This window comes from Chryseobacterium sp. 'Rf worker isolate 10' (assembly GCF_050753305.1).
Lineage (GTDB): Bacteria > Bacteroidota > Bacteroidia > Flavobacteriales > Weeksellaceae > Chryseobacterium.
Window position 1 is genome coordinate 123,711 of the sequence record NZ_JBOZOF010000004.1, and the last position, 18,176, is coordinate 141,886.

Genomic DNA, 18,176 nt, shown 5'->3' on the forward strand with positions numbered 1-18,176 from the left:
TATGGAAGATACGCTTGTTTACAACTACTCGGGAGCATCCTCTCTAGCAAAGAGAGGTGTTCTTGAAGAATTATTTCTCGCTAAATACAGTGAGATACATAAAAATACTGATGTCCCCTGCTTTTTTTGGGGAAATGTAGGACAGCCTTTTATTTTAGCACGGTGTCTGATTACGCTATCCAATATTGTGAAATCAAGTTTTAATCTGTCTCCGTTTCAGATGGTACTTCTTAAAGATCCGATAGTAACGGCCGGAAACGAAAAATTAAGGTTTGAAGGCTTCTCTCACTGTGCTGGAGTCTATGCAAGGGTAGATGTGATGCCTGATGGGTTGGAAGGTGAATTTTTGGAAAACGGAACAACGAATGTAGATTTTAACCAGCCAATGATAACCGCATTGGGAAGTATCCGCCCAAATGAAAAAATTATGCTTTCCGTAGGTGAAAAAGAAGTGGGATTGTACAAAGAAGAAGAAAAAATCATAGAAAGAAAAGTTCCTTTACCTGTAAAATGGATCAAAGGGTTGGGAACTGTTCAGGTCTATTTATCAGAATCAGAAAAGCGCTATACGTTTAATAAAATCCAGACACAGCAATTGTTTCGCGGAATGCCGAAAGGAGTGGTGAAGTCAGATTATTACTTGATTGTAAGAGGCAATAAACCTGTTTTTTCTCCCGTAAAATCTGCGGATTCTGTTAGTATAGGAGGGCTTCACAGACTTCGTCTTTTAGAACCTCTTCTTCCTTATATTGATAATATGCAGGTTTTTCCACATGCTGATATGCAGTCTATAACATGGCAGCTCTATATGGGAAATATTAGATTCACTTTTTCTTTATCAAGAGAGTGCTGGAGAGGTTTTTCGGGAGAAGGAGCACTGTTGGGCAGCATAATTTCGGATGTTTCCGATGAATGGATTGATGCTGTGGATAAATATGCCTATGCCAATCAGTCTTTCAACCCTTCCAGACTTGCTTTGGAAGATAATATCAATTTTGATAAGGCTGAAAATATTACAGGAAGGCTTGCAGCAATGGGATTGCTCGGCTATGATCTTGAAGATAAAGAATTTTTCTATCGCAGACTTCCTTTTAAATTAAACCGTATCATCGGATTAAATCCACGCTTGAAAAATGCTGAAAAGCTTATAGAATCAGGGAAAGTTGAGATTTTAAATAACAAGAAAGAAAGGACAGAGGCTAGAGTAGTAGGAACAGGTGTGCATCATACAGTAATCATAGAAGAAGAAAAAGAACGCTGTACCTGTGAATGGTTCAGTAAATATCAGGGAGAAAGAGGCCCTTGCAAACACGTATTGGCAGTAAAGAAACTGGTACATATTTAAAAACTGCTGATGCTCATTTATTATTTTGTTAACAATCGCAGAGGCGCAAGAAACTTAATTTCTTGCGCCTCTGTGTTGTATCGATTTAATAACTTTATCAATTTCCTGTTTGTTTCATCCATTCTTCATAGCTGAGCACTCCCAATTCCGGTTTGCCGTCACCTTCCAGAATAGAAATAAACTCAAGCTGGTTTCCATCAGGATCATTAAAATAAATGGCCAGCGCGGGCATCCATGCAAAAACCATAGGTTCAATACTTCCATTTTTTAGAAAATTGTACGGTTTTAAATGTTTTTTTTCCAAAAACTCCACAGAATAATTCAAAATATCTTCCTTATTGCTGGAAAAAGCAAAATGCCTGGTCTGAAGATTCTCCTTCTGTTCCCATAATCCCAGCATAAACTCTTTACCTTCTCCAACCCATAAAAAAGCAATAGGCCTGGTTTCGTCTCTATGAGCTAGCTTTAATCCTAATATATCTGTGTAAAATTGTATTGCATTTTCCAAATTGCTCACCTGAACATGAGTCTCATATAATCCTTTAATCATAGCTTAATTTTAATAATAACAAAGCTAGAAAACTCTCATCTGAAAACGCTCTATACGTGATTTCTTTAATGAAAATGAATGATAGAAGGATTTTATAATTAGGAACTAGGAACTAGGAACTAGGAATTAGGAATTAGGAATTAGGAATTAGGAATTAGGAATTAGGAATTAGATTGTTATTAAATCTCAATGTTTGTTTTCAATGTTAATTCAATAGAGGTGGGCTTTAGCCCGCCTAATAAATTATCATTAATTCATCTGGCTTTAGCCAAAACTTAAAATCTGCGTAATCCTATCAAATCCGTGTTAGCTAATCAAAATAAATCCCCTCACAATTACATTTCAAAAATAAAAATCAAAAAAAATCAAAGAAAAATTATCTACGCAAAAAGGTTGCGTAATGCTGTTTTTACTTTGCATCAGAAATCAGAGAGGAAGTATCAAACCTTCCCATGTTTAACAATAAAAACAGTAACCATGAAATTTAATTTTTTAAAGAAAGAAAATAAAAAAGTAGTACTGAACTACGAAGGTGCAAAAGCATATGCGATGACACCTGCAGAAGAATTGTATAGTGCTGTTGTTACAACAGGACTGTCAGATGCCAACTATGAAAAAGGGGCTGACAGATTGGAAAGAATCCAGTCTCTGATCAAGAAAAATGACCCAGAATTTGTGGCGAAGCTGGCTGTATATGCAAGAAAAGATATGTATCTAAGATCCATTCCATTGGTTTTGACGACTGAATTGGCAAAGCAGACTTCCGGTACAGATCTTATAAGCAAAACAGTAGATGGAGTCGTTCAGAGAGCAGACGAAATCACAGAATTGCTGGCCTATTACCAGCTTGCCAACAAAAGAACAGATACTAAAAAACTGAACAAGCTGTCAAAACAGATTCAGAAAGGCCTGGTGAAATCATTCAATAAATTTGATGAATACCAGTTTGCAAAATATAACAGAAAAGCGGAAGTAACTTTGAAAGACGCACTGTTTCTGGTACACCCAAAAGCTAAAGATGAAAATCAGCAGACAGTTTTCAACAAAATTGCTAACAATACACTGGAAACACCTTATACTTGGGAAGTTGAGCTTTCAGTTTTAGGTCAAACGAAATTTGCAGATGATGCGGAAAGAAAACTGGCCTTCAAAAACAAATGGGAAGAATTGATCTTCAGTAACAAATTGGGTTACATGGCAACCATGAGAAATCTGAGGAATATCCTGGAAGCGAAAGTATCATCTGATGCAATGAACAAAGTATGCGTCTATCTTTCTGATGAAAGAGCTGTATCCAATTCAAAGCAGCTCCCATTCCGGTTTCTGGCAGCTTATAGAGAATTAAAAAATGTTGATTCTCCTTATCTGTCTTCAGTATTGGAAGCATTGGAAAATGCTGTTGTTGTGAGTGCCAGAAACATCAAAGGCTTTGGTTTTGATACTTCAGTAGTGATCGCTGCCGACGTGTCAGGTTCTATGCAGAAAGCGGTTTCCAGCAAAAGTAAAATTTTGCTGTACGATATCGGTTTGCTAATGTCTATGATCTTGCAGTCACAGTGTAAAAACGTTGTGACAGGTATCTTCGGTGACCGTTGGCTAAGGGTTCCAATGCCGAAAAATGGTATTTTGAGAAACGTAGATGCATTCTACAAGCGTGAAGGTGAAGTAGGATATTCCACCAATGGCTATCTGGTCATCGAAGACCTTATCAAAAGAAGAGAGCAGGTGGATAAAGTAATGCTTTTCACGGATACTCAACTATGGGATACCAGAGGAAACAGAAACTCCTTTGAAGAAACTTGGAAGAAGTACAAAGCCATCGCTCCTCATGCAAAACTGTATATTTTTGACCTTGCGGGTTATGGTACACAGCCGCTTGATATCAGGAAAGACGATGTACACCTTATTGCAGGTTGGTCAGACAAAATTTTCGACGTACTGAATGCTTTGGAAGACAAAAAATCTGCAGTGAAAATGATTCAAAAAGTAGTGCTGTAACAGGCACTGCTTTGAAATATAGAATAAAAACAATCAATATATTGAGGAGCTTACTCCCGCTTTCCACTTTATCTTTTTCGCCAAAGCTTTTTTCAGGCCATTCAGAAAAAGGATGCCGTTGCAATCGGGGCTAGGAATGATAATTATAAACTATAAATTATAGATCATGAATTCTTCTTTATAATGAAGTAATAGTTCTTTGTAAAAACTTAAAAGAATCTATCTGAAAAAAAATAATAAAAGGTCAAAATTTCCATCAATGACAACTATGGAAATGTGACATAGGAAATGGAGGCGTTAAGAAAATAAGCAATACGAACGTTAAGAAAATTCTATTGTCTGAAGCGTGACACAGAAATTGAAACGAAGAACTCATATAACATTCGCGCAAGTTTTAGAATTTTTAGAGAGTATAGATTACTTTTAGCCGGAGTTTCCAGGTCTTGAATTTTTGGTTCTTTTGCTTCAAGGCAAAACGAACAAATTTTTAAATAAAAAAACAAACTACGTAAAAAGATTGCGTACCTACAATATAGTTTTGCAGTGTTAATAATACTGGTGCCGTTAGAAAGACATCCTTCGATTCCAAACTGACAGAGTCTTTCACCTGGTTGCCTGGTAGCTTACCAATGCCGTTAATAAGAGTTTCATCGTCAACTTTCAATTGAACATCAATTACTCTTATCATTCATTGCTTGGTTTTTAATAAAAAATAACTGCGTAAAAATAATGCGCAGTAAGAATATAAACTTGTAAAGAATAAAACTAATAACCATGAATAATTATAAACAAGATCTAAAAGAAGCACTGTATTGAGGTTAATACTCAATACTTATGAAAAAAGCTAAAGCTTTAAGACAAAAATTCGGATTCAATGAATATGGATTAATTAATTTTCCAAAGAAAATTTCCGGCGTACAGATCTCAAGACTGATGTACGGAGATGATATGGGTTGTTCATATTGTTTTCCACATGGTTTTGAAGTGATAAACGCAACGTATACAAAGTTCCAGCGGAACTGGAAGAAATACAGAAAAACCCAATGGAAAAATTAAAATCAGGTGTCGTTTTGGAATCATACTTCGAGTCCCCCGTCAGATGTAGGTTCAATTCCTGCCATTCTTGTTGTAAACGGAATGTAGTTCAAAAAGAAGAATAGATGGTATAGAAAGATTCCGCCACTTTTACCCTGATCTATAAAAGAGTGCCGTAGAGAAGGCTTACTTCGGTATAATTTGGTTCAACTCCAGAACAGATCATGAAAGTGATTTTGTAAAAGTCTTTTTGAATCTAGCCTCTTTTATTTAAATCACATCAATCAAAAAATAGTAATAAAAAGGTCAAAATTTCCATCAATGACAACTATGGAAATGTGACATAGGAAATGGAGACGTTAAGAAAATAAGCTATGCGAACGTTAAGAAAAATCTATTGTCTGAAGCGCGACACAGAAATTGAAACGAAGAACTCATATAACATTCGTGCAAGTTTTAGAATTTTTAGAGAGTGTAGATTATTTTTAGCCGGAGTTTCCAAGTCTTGAATTTTTGGTTCTTTTGCTTCAAGGCAAAACGAGCAAATATTTAAATAAAAAATAAAACTACGTAAAAAGAATGCGTAGTAATAATATAAATTTGTAAAAAGAAAACTAATAACTATGAATAATTAAAATCAAGTGTCGTTTTAGAATCATACTTCGAGATTGAATAAACATTGGGTCGCAGGTTCGAATCCTGCCTTTTCCCTCGAAAAGGAGAAGTAGCTCAGCAGGTAGAGCAAATGCACGGAAGATTCTGAGAATTTTACCTTGATTGTATAAAAGAGTGCCGTAGAAAAGGCCTACTTCGGTTTAATTTGGTTCGACTCCAGAAGGTCATGAAAGTGATCTTGTATAAGTCTTTTCGAATCTAGCCTCTTTTTATTTTAAACATAAACAAGTGCCGTAGAAAAATGTTACTTCGCTCATCACGACGGGGTCACGGGTTCGAATCCCGTCTCTTCCACAACAAAAAAACACAGTCTATAATAGGAAGAGTAGCTCAGTTGGTTAGAGCACGACTGCATTATTTGGTTTTAGCCTTGTTTTTTTCATATCAGAAGCCGGAAGTGGGGCGTTGAAAGATATCTTTGTATATAATTTTCTATAAAGTCAGAGAGATTTTCAGACTTTAACCCCTTTCTTCTTCCCACTTCCAGTTTCTTTATATAAGTACTTTAAAGTGTCGTTAGGAAAAAATTCATCGTAACACAACTATGGGAGGAATAGCGAAGCCGGTCACTCCGGCAAGGTTATCCGGTTCGACTCCGGCAAACGTTTAGCCCGGTTTTTTCCTTATTATTACCTTTAAAAAATGCCGGTAGATTACTTACCGGCATTTTTCATTGTATCTTCAAGCTCTTCTTCAAACATAACTTTCCATTTAGAAAGAGTAGTTCGGCTTATTTTATATTTTCTCGACATATAGCTTGTGGAATGACCATGCTTTTTCTGATACTGCAGCAGTTTCAGCATAGTCTGCCTGTCGTAGGTTTTAAGTTTTTGGTTTTCTCTGGACTGCTTGAAAAGTTTTTCATTGAACTTAAGTACATCTTCACTTGTGTGAAGCTTTTCAAGAAGCTCTTTGATTTTTGGATCTTTTAGCTTTTCCGGATATTCCATCCTGAGCATATCCACGTAAATTTTCTTATAATTGGGACGCATGTCTTATCTGTTTATCCGTTTGCATTATCACCCTTCTGAAGCCATCTGTGAAGAGTGCTTTTCGGGATAGAATATTCTTTAATGACTTCGCTTTGGGTCATTTCGCCAGAAAGAATCCTTTTCATAATAAAGTCTTTGATTTCCTGTGTGTAAATGTTTTTTCTGAAATAAGGCGTTTTTTCGGACTTCTGCTGGTTTTTGTTGATCGCAGAAGGTGGTGCGTATAAAATTAAATGCGAACTGTAGAGTCTGAAAAAATCGTATTCCAATAGTTTGCTCCATCTTAGAAGAAGATCTGTATCCATTGATCTGCTGTCATACATTATTTCGACAGCTCCTTCATCTTTACCTAAAAATTTGCATATCCTTTCTGTTGTTATTTCATTTTCATCTACCCTCTCCTTAATAAACTTTCCAATATGGATTTCTTTATATAACATTTTTACTGAATATTGTTTTTTTGTTAAAAATTATGTATCAAAAAAACGGAAATAGGGTGTATATATTATTTAATATAGCGGGAAATGATTCAGTTGAATTTGAAATCGATAAAAAATAGAAATTATGATATAAGAATATTGAAATATGCTTATAAAATGATTCATCTTAAAAACAGATGTATAACTTACCAAATATCTTAAAAAGCAGGCGGGTAGGTGGGCACCTTAATGTACTTGGGGTATATTCTTTATTTTTAATGGGTTTCCTCTTCTTCTCTTTCAAACTTCTCTTCCTGCCATTTGTGTAAAATAACATATAACCTATTAAGGTTTTTATACAATTCTATGAGTAAAGCTTGTACAAGAGTTGATAAACAGCTTTTTACACATTGAATTTTTGATTAGTACCAAATAATTGCTTATTCGCTTTCAAATGTAAACAAAAATAAGAAGCAATAACAAGTGAAAATGTAAAAATTGTGCGTAATAACTGTTTTTTAATTAAAATTAACATATTATATGAGTTGATGTATGAATTATTTAAAGCCACGCTTCTTACTTTAAAAAAAGGATAAAAAGAAAAAATTGTATACCAGTGAGACAGTCCATACCTTTGCAAATCAATGAAAAATACTATAAGCTTATTCGACTTTTCGAAAAAAATAAACTACAAGAATGAATTGCTTGCCGGTTTTACTGTGGCAATGACAATGATTCCTGAGTCGCTGTCATTTGCTATTCTTGCCGGTTTATCTCCACTTACAGGGCTTTATGCAGCTTTTATGATGGGTCTTGTAACAGCAGTCTTAGGCGGACGTCCGGGAATGGTTTCCGGTGGAGCGGGAGCAACCATCGTTGTACTGATTGCTCTTATCCAATCTCATGGAGTAGAATATCTTTTTGCCACCGTAGCACTTGCCGGATTACTTCAGATGACGGTTGGAATCTTTAAACTTGGGAAATTTGTAAGATTGATTCCACAGCCCGTTATGTACGGCTTCCTGAACGGATTGGCCATTATTATTTTTATGGCACAGGTAGAACAGTTCAAAATTACAGACAGCAGTGGAGTGGTAAGCTGGCTGCAGGGAATACCTTTGTATATCATGGCAGGTTTAACTGCGCTTACAATTGCCGTAGTCTATTTTTTTCCAAAAATCACAAAAACAGTTCCTGCCTCTCTGGTAGCCATTGTAGTTGTCTTTGCTGTAGTTCTTGGGTTTGATATTCCAACAAAAACGGTAGCAGATATAGCTCATATCAGTGGAAATATTCCAAGCTTTCATATTCCGCAGATCCCTTTTTCTCTGGAAACCTTACAGATTATCTTTCCTTATGCCTTAATTATGGCTGGTGTAGGTCTTATTGAATCTCTTCTGACATTATCCATGGTGGATGAAATCACAAATACCAAAGGAAGTGCAAACAAAGAATCCGTAGCCCAGGGATTGGCTAATATTACCAATGGCTTCTTTGGCGGAATGGGCGGCTGTGCAATGGTAGCACAGACTTTGGTAAACCTTAATGCAGGTTCCAGAGCCAGGTTATCCGGAATAATAGCATCCCTGTTGATTCTAATAATTATTCTTTGTGGAGCCCCTGTGATAGAGAAAATTCCTATGGCTGCTTTAGTAGGAGTTATGATGATGGTTGCCATCAGTACTTTCCAGTGGGTATCGATCAGGATTGTTAATAAAATGCCGAAGTCGGATATTTTTGTAGGAGTAACCGTTGCGTTGATTACAGTGATTTTACATAATCTGGCTTTAGCGGTTTTAATTGGAGTGATCATTTCAGCATTGGTTTTTGCCTGGGATAATGCTAAAAGAATCAGAGCAAGAAAGCATGTGGATGAAAACGGAGTGAAGTATTACGAAATATATGGGCCGCTGTTTTTCGGTTCAGTAACAACTTTTACAGATAAATTTGATCCCATGAACGATCCTGATCAGGTTGTTATTGATTTTAAAGAAAGCCGTATTGTAGATATGAGTGCCATAGATGCTCTGGACAAGCTATCCAAACGTTATAAACAATATAATAAAACCTTGCATCTGCGTCATCTCAGTGAAGACTGCCGGAAAATCCTTAAAAATGCAGAAGCTGTAGTGGAAATTAATATTCAGGAAGACCCGACGTATAAGGTGGTACCGGAAAAATAAGGAAATCAAAATTGAATTTTGTGTCAATTGTCAATTAAAATGCATAAGCCTCAATAACAAGACAAGGACTGTAAGAAAAAATCTACAGCCCTTGCTTGTTTAGGTTATTAATGTATTGGCGATAAAATCAGGTACTAAAGCATAGTGCGATAATTTCATGCTGATGGAAGCTCTTCCACTTGTCAGCGTTCTCAGGTCAGAAATATACCCGAAAGTTGAAGCTAACGGGACTTCCGCTGCAAAAATCTTTCTTCCTGATTTTTCATCAATCGAAGTAATGATTCCTCTTCTTCTGTTGATGTCCGCAGTGACAGCACCTGTGTATTCCTCAATACTCTGGATTTCTACCTGCATAACAGGTTCCATCAGTTTAGGAGTACATTCTTTTGCCGCCGCTTTGAATCCTTCTCTTGCTGCAATTTCGAAATCGAATGCGGCAGAATCCTGAGCGTGGAAAGAACCATCCAGAAGAGTTACCTTCATATTTTCCAGAGGATATCCTTTCAATGGTCCGTGTTCCATAGCTTCTCTGAAACCTTTTTCAACGGAAGGAATGAATTCGGAAGGAATAACACCTCCTTTGATCATATTGATGAATTCCAATCCATATTCATGATCATTCCTTGGTCCGATTTCAAAAGTAATATCAGCGAACTGGCCGCTTCCTCCGTTTTGCTTGGAAAGCTTTTCTCTGTGAGCTTTAGTCTCCGTTAAGATCTCACGATAAGAAACTTTAGGTTTTCCCTGATTGATTTCAATACCATGATTAAGACGGATTTTTTCAAGAGTAACCTCAAGATGAAGCTCACCCAATCCACTCAATAAAGTTTCCCCGGTCTGCGGGTCTCTTTCTACCACCAAAGAAGGGTCTTCTTCCTGGATTTTTGCCAGCACCAAACCGAAAGATTTCTCATCACCATTGGTTCTAGGCTCGATAGCGACTCTGATCACAGGAGTCGGAATGGTAATGGCTTCCAGTAATATTGGCTTGTCTATAGAAGACAAAGAATCACCGGTTTTGGCATCCTTTATTCCCGTTAAAGCAACAATATCTCCAGCTTTAGCTTCATCCAGTGATAATGTTTTATCAGACTGCATCTGTAAAATTCTCGAAATCCTGTAGCTTTCACCTGTTCTTACATTCAGTATCGTATCTCCGGATTGTATTCTTCCGGAATAGACGCGAAGCATAGCCAGTCTTCCCATATGTTTATCAATCACAACCTTGAAGACAAGCCCTGAAAAAGCGGCTGCTTCATTTCTTTCTAATGTCACCGTTTCTTCCGTTTGAGGATCTTTTCCTTGAAGATCAGCAAGCTGGTCCGGAGCCGGAAGATAAGTGACCACAGCGTCAAGAAGAGGCTGGATTCCCTTATTCTTAAAAGCAGAACCGCAAAGAACAGGAACGGCAGATCCTGTTCTGCAGACTCTTTGTATAGCTTCTGAAATCATTTCGATGGTTGCCGTTTGTTCTGTATCCATAAAGATTTCAAAGAACATCTCGTCATTTTCTGCCAAGGTTTCCATTAATTTTATCCTGTATTCATCGGCTTCAGCACTATAATGATCGGGAATTTCTTTTTCCGCAATGGTTTCACCGTTTTCATCGATCCAGTATAATGATTTCATTCTGACCAGATCAATAACGCCTTCAAAATGTACTTCAGCCCCAATCGGAATCTGAAGAGCAAGAGGCACAGCATTAAGTTTGGTTCTGATATCATTAAGAACCGCAAAGAAATCTGCACCAATCCTATCCATTTTATTGATGAAACAGATTTTGGATGTCCCGTGCTTTTCAGCCTGAAACCAAACATTTTCAGTCTGTGGCTGTACCCCTGAAGAAGCACAGAAAACTGCGACAACACTGTCCAGAACTCTTAATGAACGTTCTACTTCTACTGCAAAATCAATATGTCCAGGAGTATCAATAATATTGATATTATAAACTTTATTGTCTTTTTTCCATGCTGTAGAAACTGCAGCGGATGAAATGGTAATCCCTCTGTTTCTTTCCTGAATATCCTTATCCATGGTTGTATTTCCGTCGTCTACATTACCGATTTTATGAATGAGTCCCGTGTAATAAAGAAGTCTTTCCGATAACGTTGTTTTTCCTGCATCTACGTGTGCTATAATCCCTATATTTCGTGTGTTGTATTTCATTTTGTTTGATTTAAATTGTTGATTTTTAGATCTGTTTTTAGAAAATATTCTGAAAAAAATGAGCACAAAATACACTCCGGTCTTATAAAGCCGGCAAAACATTTTTCGTATTTAGTATCAAAGGAAAATTTTCAGAGATCTTAACAAACAACAGATTTTTTTGAATTGTTAAAGTCTGAAATCAGGGCAGCAAAAAAGACCTATCCGAATAGACAGGTCTTCAATATATTTTTTAGTATAAAAGATCTATAGAACTATTCAGATAAATATTCAGTGCTGCCAAAGAACACAGCTCTGACAGGATTGCTTAAAGTTATAATATTTATCATTTTTGTTGACATTGTTGATTTTTAATCGGTTGCGAAATTATAATTTTTTTTTGATTTCCAAAGAATTTTTTCAACTATTTTTTTGTGAACGGAAATTAAACGGTTCATAAATCATCTTCTGTGGGGCTGTGAAATTCGTCAATTTTCATAAAAATATCTTAAAACAGACAATGAACGTAATGCTTTTATGATAAAAATTTTATCTTTGGGAAGAATAGTCTTATAAACACTTTTTGATGAATGAAAATTTTAAATCTTTTTCAAGAAGCTAAATAAAAACTTTTAACTTAAAACCTATTGAAAACAGATATCGACATTCATAACCACTGTCATTTTTCCTTTGACCTGTGGCTTACTCTAATCAAATCTCACCCTGAATTTAAAGTAAAAAGAGTTGAGCTGTTCTCCTCATTTTTCAACGTAGATAAACCAATTGAGGAGATTGCGAAAATCGTAAAATATTATGATGATCTTTGCAATACGATCAATGAGGTTACAGGAGGGAGTATTGATACTTTTGAAATTTATCTGATGATTTTGGGTGCTTTGGATGTGGATGTGAAACTTTTGACAAAGGAAAAGCTTAATGACTTTTATACACAAAGCGAAGATCTGTTTCTGGAATACAGACCAGTAGTGATTTTTGAAAATGTTCATGGTTTTTTTGAGAATATCAAAAATCAGGGAAAGACTATTAATATTCTGAGCAATACAGGATTTATTAAAGGGAAAACAATGAGAAAATTTCTGATTCATGAAAATCTGGATCAGTACATCGATTTTCATATCTATTCTGATGAAATCAACTGTTCCAAACCGAACCCGCTTATTTTTCAGGAAGTGAAGAATAAGATCAAAGATCAGGACTTGCCACTCAATCAGATTCTGCACATCGGAGATAATCCTGTAGCAGATTATAAGGGAGCAAAAGACTTCGGTTTCAGTGCCCACTTACTTAAACACTAAAAATAAACATGAATACAAGGTACAGCTTACACCACATTCATTCGGCGGATGAGTTTAGTTTCTCACCTGCGGAATACAGCTATTTCAAGTATGGCGATAAGTCGTATGCTGAAAAATTTGCAAGAGAATTATTTGACGGATTTATTTCCGAAAATGGAGAACTTTTAAATACGGATAGAGAGATTGTCATACTTCCTAGCCCGTATATGGCGATTCCTACAGCATCCAATTTTTTATGTTTTTACTTTAAAAAACATTTGGATTTTTATCTTTTTCAAAAAGGAAAGAAGTCCAGTATTTTATCTAAAATCAACCGTAACCATACGTATATTACAGATTACGGGAATCTTAATTTTGAAGACCGTAAAAATCTGATCGCGAATGATACTTATTATATCGATAAAGATTTTTTGAGAGGAAAACTTTGTATTTTTATAGACGATATAAAAATCACGGGAAGTCATGAATATACAGTGAACAGGATTCTGGATGAATATAGGGTAGAAGCAGACTTTATGTTCCTGTATTACGCAGAGCTGATGAATTTTGACCTTGATCCAAAAATTGAAAACTTTTTCAACTACTATGCAGTAAAAAATGTAAATCATGTTGCAGAAGTAATGAATAAAGAGAGTTTTCAATTCAACACAAGGATTGTAAAATATATTTTAGGACTGGATTCAAGTAATTTTGATTATCTTACGTCTAAAGTAAAAAAGGAACAGATGGATCTGCTTTTGGAACTGGCTATCAGTAACAATTATCATTTAATAAAAGAATACGAAAATAACATCAATACTTTAACACAAACGGAATTATATTATGGCTATTAACTTACAAAAAGGACAAAGAGAAAACATTAACGCACCTAAATTTACTGTGGGTTTAGGATGGGATATCAATAATACTTCTACAGGAACAGCTTTCGACCTTGATGCCTCTTTATTTTTGCTTGGAGACGATAAAAAATTAGTTTCAGATAATCACTTTATTTTTTATAACAACCTTGAGTCTCCGGACAAATCTGTAATCCACACAGGAGATAATCTTACAGGAGAAGGATCAGGTGACGATGAGCAGATCAAAATTGATCTTACGAAAATAGATGATGCTATCAAAGAAATCACTGTGGTAGTAACAATTCACGAAGCAGATTCGAGAAAACAAAACTTTGGACAGGTAAGAAATTCTTTCATCAGAATTTTCAATACAGATACGAATGAAGAGATCTTAAAATATGAATTAGATGAAGATTTCTCAATCGAAACCGCTGTAGAATTCGGAAGAATCTACAACAGAAACGGAGAATGGAAGTTTGAGGCTGTAGGTGCAGGACAGAGAGAAGGCCTTGACAAATTTGTATCAATTTATCAGAAGTAATCATGGACAATCAGGAAAATCAACCCATAGATCCACTAGGATCGATAGAACCTCTTAAAACCTTTGAACCTACTCCAATGGTTCCTCCAACTCCGGCTCAGCCTGTTCAAAATGCAGCACCGGCAGTTCTTGTGGATAGAGAGGGAAATGTAAATCTTACTCAGCTGCAGTCAGAAGAACGTGAGAAATATGAAGTTCTTGCCAATTCTATTGATGAAACCAACCCAGGTTCCATTGTGAATTTCGGGGCGGAACTTCAGAAGACTCTAACCAATCAGAGTGACAGCTTCTTAGGGAATGTAAGAAGGTCAAACTCCGGAGAAGTAGGAGGGCTTATCAATGATCTTTTGGTAGAGCTTAACTATGTAGATGTAGAAGAGCTTAACGGAAATAAAGTTAAAAGCTTCCTGAGTAAATTACCATTCATGAAGAAGGTAATGACTCAGGTAGAGAACTTATTTGCAAAATATGATAAGATCATCAACAATATTGAGCAGATCTCGTACAAAGTAAATGCAGGAATCATCACTTCTACAAAAGATAATGCTGTACTTCAGACTATTTTTGAAAGTAACGTGAATTCTATCAAACAGATAGAAGGTCTTGTGATTGCAGGAAATATCAGAATGGAAAGAGCGGCAGTAGAATTGGCTCAAATGGAAACTGCTCCTCAGAATTTTCAGGATTATCAGATTGCAGATAAGAGAGATTTTATTGCAAGGTTAGACAGAAGAATGGCAGATCTTAAAGTGGTGCGTGTGATCATGATGCAGTCGCTTCCACAGATCAGACTGGTACAGAATAACAACGTTTCTATTGCTGAAAAGGCACAAACGATTCTTACCACTACACTTCCTGTATGGAAAAACCAGCTTTCACTGGCTGTAGCAATGTACAGACAACAGCAGAATATTGAAATCCAACAGAAAGTATCTTCTACTACAGAAGAGATTTTAAGAAAGAATGCAGAGCGTCTAGGACAGAACTCAATAAATGTTGCCAGAGCAAACGAGCAGACTATTGTATCTGTAGAAACATTGAAAGAAACAACGTCAATGTTGATCAATACATTGAATGAAGTGAAACAAATCCAGAAACAGGGAGCAGATAACAGAAGAAAACTGGATCAGGATCTTCAGACATTGGAGCATGAACTTAAAGCTAATGTCAGAGGTTAATTTATAGGATACTAAGGTGGGGGATGATGCAGCAACCATATTGTCGCAAAGCAAAAGAAGATTAACAAAGCTTAAGCTTCTTGCGAATTTTTTTGAACATATTGACATAATATCAATTTACATCAAAACTGATATTATCCACAATCTGTTCCAGGAAAATACGGCTTTAGATTACAATAAACTGGAACTTTTCCACCTGCAATATACGGACAGTCTCATAGAACTTCTGACTAAAATTAAAAAGCAGAAGGAAAATGATATGCTGGCGGTCATCAATGAAATTAACATTAATGGTAAATATATTTCAGGTTTTGAAGAAAGACAAGCAGACAGTTTTCAGACCGACAGGAAAATGTACAGCGGTATATTTTCCCAGCATCTGAAAACTTTGTATAAAGATCTTACTGAAGACAGTTTTACGGCTAATTGGGAGAATGTATTGTACTTTCATAAAAAATATGCACAGGAATTTTACAGGACAGGAGCAGATGAAGCATTGCTGAAATCTGATTCTTTCCCCGCATATCAATATAAAGACTATTCCATTGAAAGAAAATTGTTGGGAAGGCTTAATATACAGGGATTTAAAGTCCGTTTTGTATGCGGTTACCTTATCGGAACCCATGATTATGAGCTTTTCAAAATCTTTCAGTCGGATGATCATTTTATTTTCAGTGTAGACGAAAAGAAATTGTATCTTTTTGACAAAGAACTGGATAAGCTTGATATTTCTGAAAATCAATCGAATCAGAGTTCCATTATTGATCAGTTGAAAAGTAAAAATGAACAGCTGGAACACAGTATGAATGAGAGAAAACGTACATTACCACCAGAAGTAGAAGGTGTTTTGAAAGACTATATTAAAAACCTTGAAAATATGGACATTATGAGCAAAATATTTGACTTCGATGAAGAAACCAATATTCTGCGGGCAATGCTTAATTTGAATTTGAATAATAACTAAGACGAAATTTGAAAAGCAAAGAAGATTCACTTTTTTGCAAAAATGTAAATAACAACTAAACATAAAAAGATGGCTATCAACTTACAAAAAGGTCAGAGAATAAACCTTAAAAAAGAAAATGGAGCTGAACTTTCCCAGGCTTGTGTAGGAATTAACTGGGGAGCAATTGAAAAGAAAGGATTTTTTGGAACTAAAAAAGAAGCAGTAGACTTAGACGGAAGCTGTATTTTATATGATTCAAACAAAAATGTTACGGAAGTAATCTATTTCGGAAATCTTAAATCCAGAAACGGATCTGTAAGACATAGTGGAGATGACCTTACCGGTGACGTAGACGGAGATGACGGATTGGATAATGAAGTAATCACTGTAGATTTCAGCCAGCTGGAGCCGAATGTAGAGCACGTGGCAATGGTACTGAACAGCTACAGAGGTCAGGATTTTGGAACAATTCCTTTTGCTTCTATCCGTATTTATGAAGGAACACCTACCAATGTAAGAGAAGTTTTTGCAAAATATGATATTGCGAATGATGCATCTTTCAACGGACACGTTGCTATGGTAATGGGGGTTTTCTACAAGAGAAACGGAGAATGGAAATTCAATGCGATTGGAGACCCAACAGCAGATAAAAAGTTGGAGCAGACCATTCAGACGGTACAGATGAATTACTTATAATCAATTGTCAATCAAAAGATAAATAAAATAGCAATATTTGTACACCGTACATCTATTGCTTTTATCATATAATAACATAACTCAAGTGGAAAAACATCAAAGTATTTTAGAACTGCACCCAGGTCTGGTGTGGGGATTTGCGGTAACAGTCGTTATCATGCTGCTCCTGGACTTAGGAGTATTTAATAAAAAAAGTCATGAAGTCTCTTCCAAAGAAGCTACTATCTGGTCCATCGTATGGATCTCCCTTTCAATGGTTTTTTCAGGGGTAGTTTATTGGGTATTCAATACCGATGGAAGTCCTGAAAGCCATGCTTTGGCAGTAGAGAAATTTACACAGTATCAGGCTGCTTATTGGATTGAAAAAGCGCTGTCTGTGGATAACTTATTTGTATTTATTCTTGTTTTCGGATTCTTTAAAGTTCCGAAATACCTTCACCACAAAGTTCTTTTCTGGGGAATCATTGGAGCATTAATATTCAGAGCCATTTTCATCTTTGCAGGAGTAGGACTAATTAACCTGACTTATCTTCCTGAAATGAATATTTTTGGTAAAGCAGTACAGATCAATATTGTGATGGCGCTGTTCGGATTGTTTCTTGTATACGCCGGGATTAAATCATGGGGTGACGGTGGCGACGATGATGATGAAGATTACAGCAATACCGCAGGAGCAAGACTGATCAAGAGTTTCTGGAAAGTTTCAGACAACTATGATGGAGATAAATTCTTCACAATTCAGAACGGAATCAAAATGGCAACTCCTCTTTTAGTAGTAGTAGGAGTTATCGAGTTTACAGACGTTCTTTTTGCCGTAGACTCTATTCCGGCGATCTTTGCAATTTCAAATGACCCATTCATCCTTTATACATCGAATATCTTCGCTATTTTAGGATTAAGATCATTGTATTTCCTGTTAGCGAACTTTATCCATATGTTCAGCAAACTTCCATACGGATTGGCCATCATCCTGTCTTTCATTGGAGTTAAAATGCTTATTGCACCATGGATTCATATTACGTCTCCGGTTTCATTGGGAATCGTAGGAGGAGTATTGGTAATCTCTGTTCTTTTATCCATCATCTTCCCTGAAAAAGAAGAAGAGAAGAAAGAAGAATTGGAAGAAAAATAATTGAATTTTAAATATATAAAAAAGCCTCTGGAATTTATTTCGGAGGCTTTTTTGTTTATCAATTTTTTGTTGGAAAACCCAAAGACGCAAAAAGGATAAGTGTTGTGTCGCTTTTAAGACGCAAGAATATTTCGACTTCGCTCAATATTAGATTTTCAGCAAAGCTTTCTCTTAACTATTTGTTTC

At 36.0% G+C, this 18,176-nt stretch carries 15 protein-coding genes; 11 read left to right on the forward strand and 4 right to left on the reverse strand.

Going from position 1 to position 18,176, the window contains the following annotated elements:
• Position 1: 1 nt before the first annotated feature.
• On the forward strand, positions 2-1,345 hold the full coding sequence (locus LKL37_RS18510) for an SWIM zinc finger family protein (protein WP_431611927.1): 1,344 nt from the start codon (positions 2-4) through the stop codon (positions 1,343-1,345).
• A gap of 97 nt (positions 1,346-1,442) precedes the next feature.
• On the opposite strand, the gene LKL37_RS18515 is transcribed toward LKL37_RS18510, so the two are convergent.
• On the reverse strand, positions 1,443-1,895 hold the full coding sequence (locus LKL37_RS18515; RefSeq protein ID WP_431611928.1) for a VOC family protein: 453 nt from the start codon (positions 1,893-1,895) through the stop codon (positions 1,443-1,445).
• A 477-nt stretch (positions 1,896-2,372) separates the two neighbouring features.
• Here LKL37_RS18515 and LKL37_RS18520 point away from each other — a divergent pair, with 477 nt between their 5' ends.
• Both LKL37_RS18520 and LKL37_RS18525 read left to right on the forward strand, forming a co-directional pair.
• Positions 2,373-3,893 (forward strand): TROVE domain-containing protein, encoded by a 1,521-nt coding sequence (locus LKL37_RS18520; protein WP_431611929.1) that lies wholly within the window; start codon positions 2,373-2,375, stop codon positions 3,891-3,893.
• Positions 3,894-4,727: 834 nt separating this feature from the next.
• Positions 4,728-4,949, forward strand: coding sequence for a phosphate ABC transporter substrate-binding protein (locus tag LKL37_RS18525; protein ID WP_431611930.1), 222 nt, complete (start codon positions 4,728-4,730; stop codon positions 4,947-4,949).
• A 1,307-nt stretch (positions 4,950-6,256) separates the two neighbouring features.
• Here LKL37_RS18525 and LKL37_RS18530 read toward each other — a convergent pair.
• Together LKL37_RS18530 and LKL37_RS18535 are read right to left on the reverse strand one after the other, a co-directional pair.
• Positions 6,257-6,595: a helix-turn-helix domain-containing protein gene (locus LKL37_RS18530; RefSeq protein ID WP_431611931.1), complete on the reverse strand. Its 339-nt coding sequence runs from the start codon at positions 6,593-6,595 to the stop codon at positions 6,257-6,259.
• 11 nt (positions 6,596-6,606) lie between these two features.
• The gene (locus tag LKL37_RS18535; RefSeq protein ID WP_431611932.1) at positions 6,607-7,035 is read right to left on the reverse strand and encodes a transposase; all 429 of its coding nucleotides are present in this window, start codon (positions 7,033-7,035) and stop codon (positions 6,607-6,609) included.
• Between the two features lie 623 nt (positions 7,036-7,658).
• Here LKL37_RS18535 and LKL37_RS18540 point away from each other — a divergent pair.
• Positions 7,659-9,197 carry a SulP family inorganic anion transporter gene (locus tag LKL37_RS18540; RefSeq protein WP_431611933.1) on the forward strand — a complete coding sequence of 513 codons (1,539 nt, stop codon included), beginning with the start codon at positions 7,659-7,661 and terminating at the stop codon, positions 9,195-9,197.
• A gap of 99 nt (positions 9,198-9,296) precedes the next feature.
• Here LKL37_RS18540 and fusA read toward each other — a convergent pair whose 3' ends face one another.
• A complete protein-coding gene (gene fusA / locus LKL37_RS18545) occupies positions 9,297-11,363 on the reverse strand; it encodes an elongation factor G (RefSeq protein WP_431611934.1) in 2,067 nt (688 codons plus the stop codon).
• A 626-nt stretch (positions 11,364-11,989) separates the two neighbouring features.
• Here fusA and LKL37_RS18550 point away from each other — a divergent pair.
• The 7 genes from LKL37_RS18550 to LKL37_RS18580 all read left to right on the forward strand — a co-directional run bounded on the left by LKL37_RS18550 (position 11,990) and on the right by LKL37_RS18580 (position 17,990).
• A complete protein-coding gene (locus LKL37_RS18550; protein ID WP_431611935.1) occupies positions 11,990-12,658 on the forward strand; it encodes an HAD family hydrolase in 669 nt (222 codons plus the stop codon).
• Between the two features lie 8 nt (positions 12,659-12,666).
• On the forward strand, positions 12,667-13,491 hold the full coding sequence (locus tag LKL37_RS18555; protein WP_431611936.1) for a phosphoribosyltransferase family protein: 825 nt from the start codon (positions 12,667-12,669) through the stop codon (positions 13,489-13,491).
• Positions 13,481-14,038, forward strand: a complete 558-nt coding sequence (locus LKL37_RS18560; RefSeq protein WP_431611937.1) for a TerD family protein — start codon at positions 13,481-13,483, stop codon at positions 14,036-14,038. The genes LKL37_RS18555 and LKL37_RS18560 overlap by 11 nt, the downstream gene beginning before the upstream one ends.
• Positions 14,039-14,040: 2 nt before the next feature.
• Positions 14,041-15,216 carry a toxic anion resistance protein gene (locus LKL37_RS18565; RefSeq protein WP_431611939.1) on the forward strand — a complete coding sequence of 392 codons (1,176 nt, stop codon included), beginning with the start codon at positions 14,041-14,043 and terminating at the stop codon, positions 15,214-15,216.
• 16 nt (positions 15,217-15,232) lie between these two features.
• A complete protein-coding gene (locus LKL37_RS18570) occupies positions 15,233-16,180 on the forward strand; it encodes a hypothetical protein (protein WP_431611940.1) in 948 nt (315 codons plus the stop codon).
• A gap of 69 nt (positions 16,181-16,249) precedes the next feature.
• A complete protein-coding gene (locus LKL37_RS18575) occupies positions 16,250-16,858 on the forward strand; it encodes a TerD family protein (RefSeq protein ID WP_047382295.1) in 609 nt (202 codons plus the stop codon).
• 85 nt (positions 16,859-16,943) lie between these two features.
• A complete protein-coding gene (locus tag LKL37_RS18580) occupies positions 16,944-17,990 on the forward strand; it encodes a TerC/Alx family metal homeostasis membrane protein (protein ID WP_431611941.1) in 1,047 nt (348 codons plus the stop codon).
• Positions 17,991-18,176 lie beyond the last annotated feature (186 nt).

Excerpts from the sequence above, each read along its gene's own strand:
- fusA (WP_431611934.1), bottom strand. The coding sequence starts at position 11,363 with ATGAAATACAACACACGAAATATAGGGATTATAGCACACGTAGATGCA.
- LKL37_RS18510 (WP_431611927.1), top strand. The coding sequence starts at position 2 with ATGGAAGATACGCTTGTTTACAACTACTCGGGAGCATCCTCTCTAGCA.
- LKL37_RS18530 (WP_431611931.1), bottom strand. The coding sequence starts at position 6,595 with ATGCGTCCCAATTATAAGAAAATTTACGTGGATATGCTCAGGATGGAA.
- LKL37_RS18535 (WP_431611932.1), bottom strand. The coding sequence starts at position 7,035 with ATGTTATATAAAGAAATCCATATTGGAAAGTTTATTAAGGAGAGGGTA.
- LKL37_RS18525 (WP_431611930.1), top strand. The coding sequence starts at position 4,728 with ATGAAAAAAGCTAAAGCTTTAAGACAAAAATTCGGATTCAATGAATAT.
- LKL37_RS18515 (WP_431611928.1), bottom strand. The coding sequence starts at position 1,895 with ATGATTAAAGGATTATATGAGACTCATGTTCAGGTGAGCAATTTGGAA.
- LKL37_RS18575 (WP_047382295.1), top strand. The coding sequence starts at position 16,250 with ATGGCTATCAACTTACAAAAAGGTCAGAGAATAAACCTTAAAAAAGAA.
- LKL37_RS18560 (WP_431611937.1), top strand. The coding sequence starts at position 13,481 with ATGGCTATTAACTTACAAAAAGGACAAAGAGAAAACATTAACGCACCT.
- LKL37_RS18520 (WP_431611929.1), top strand. The coding sequence starts at position 2,373 with ATGAAATTTAATTTTTTAAAGAAAGAAAATAAAAAAGTAGTACTGAAC.
- LKL37_RS18555 (WP_431611936.1), top strand. The coding sequence starts at position 12,667 with ATGAATACAAGGTACAGCTTACACCACATTCATTCGGCGGATGAGTTT.
- LKL37_RS18540 (WP_431611933.1), top strand. The coding sequence starts at position 7,659 with ATGAAAAATACTATAAGCTTATTCGACTTTTCGAAAAAAATAAACTAC.
- LKL37_RS18565 (WP_431611939.1), top strand. The coding sequence starts at position 14,041 with ATGGACAATCAGGAAAATCAACCCATAGATCCACTAGGATCGATAGAA.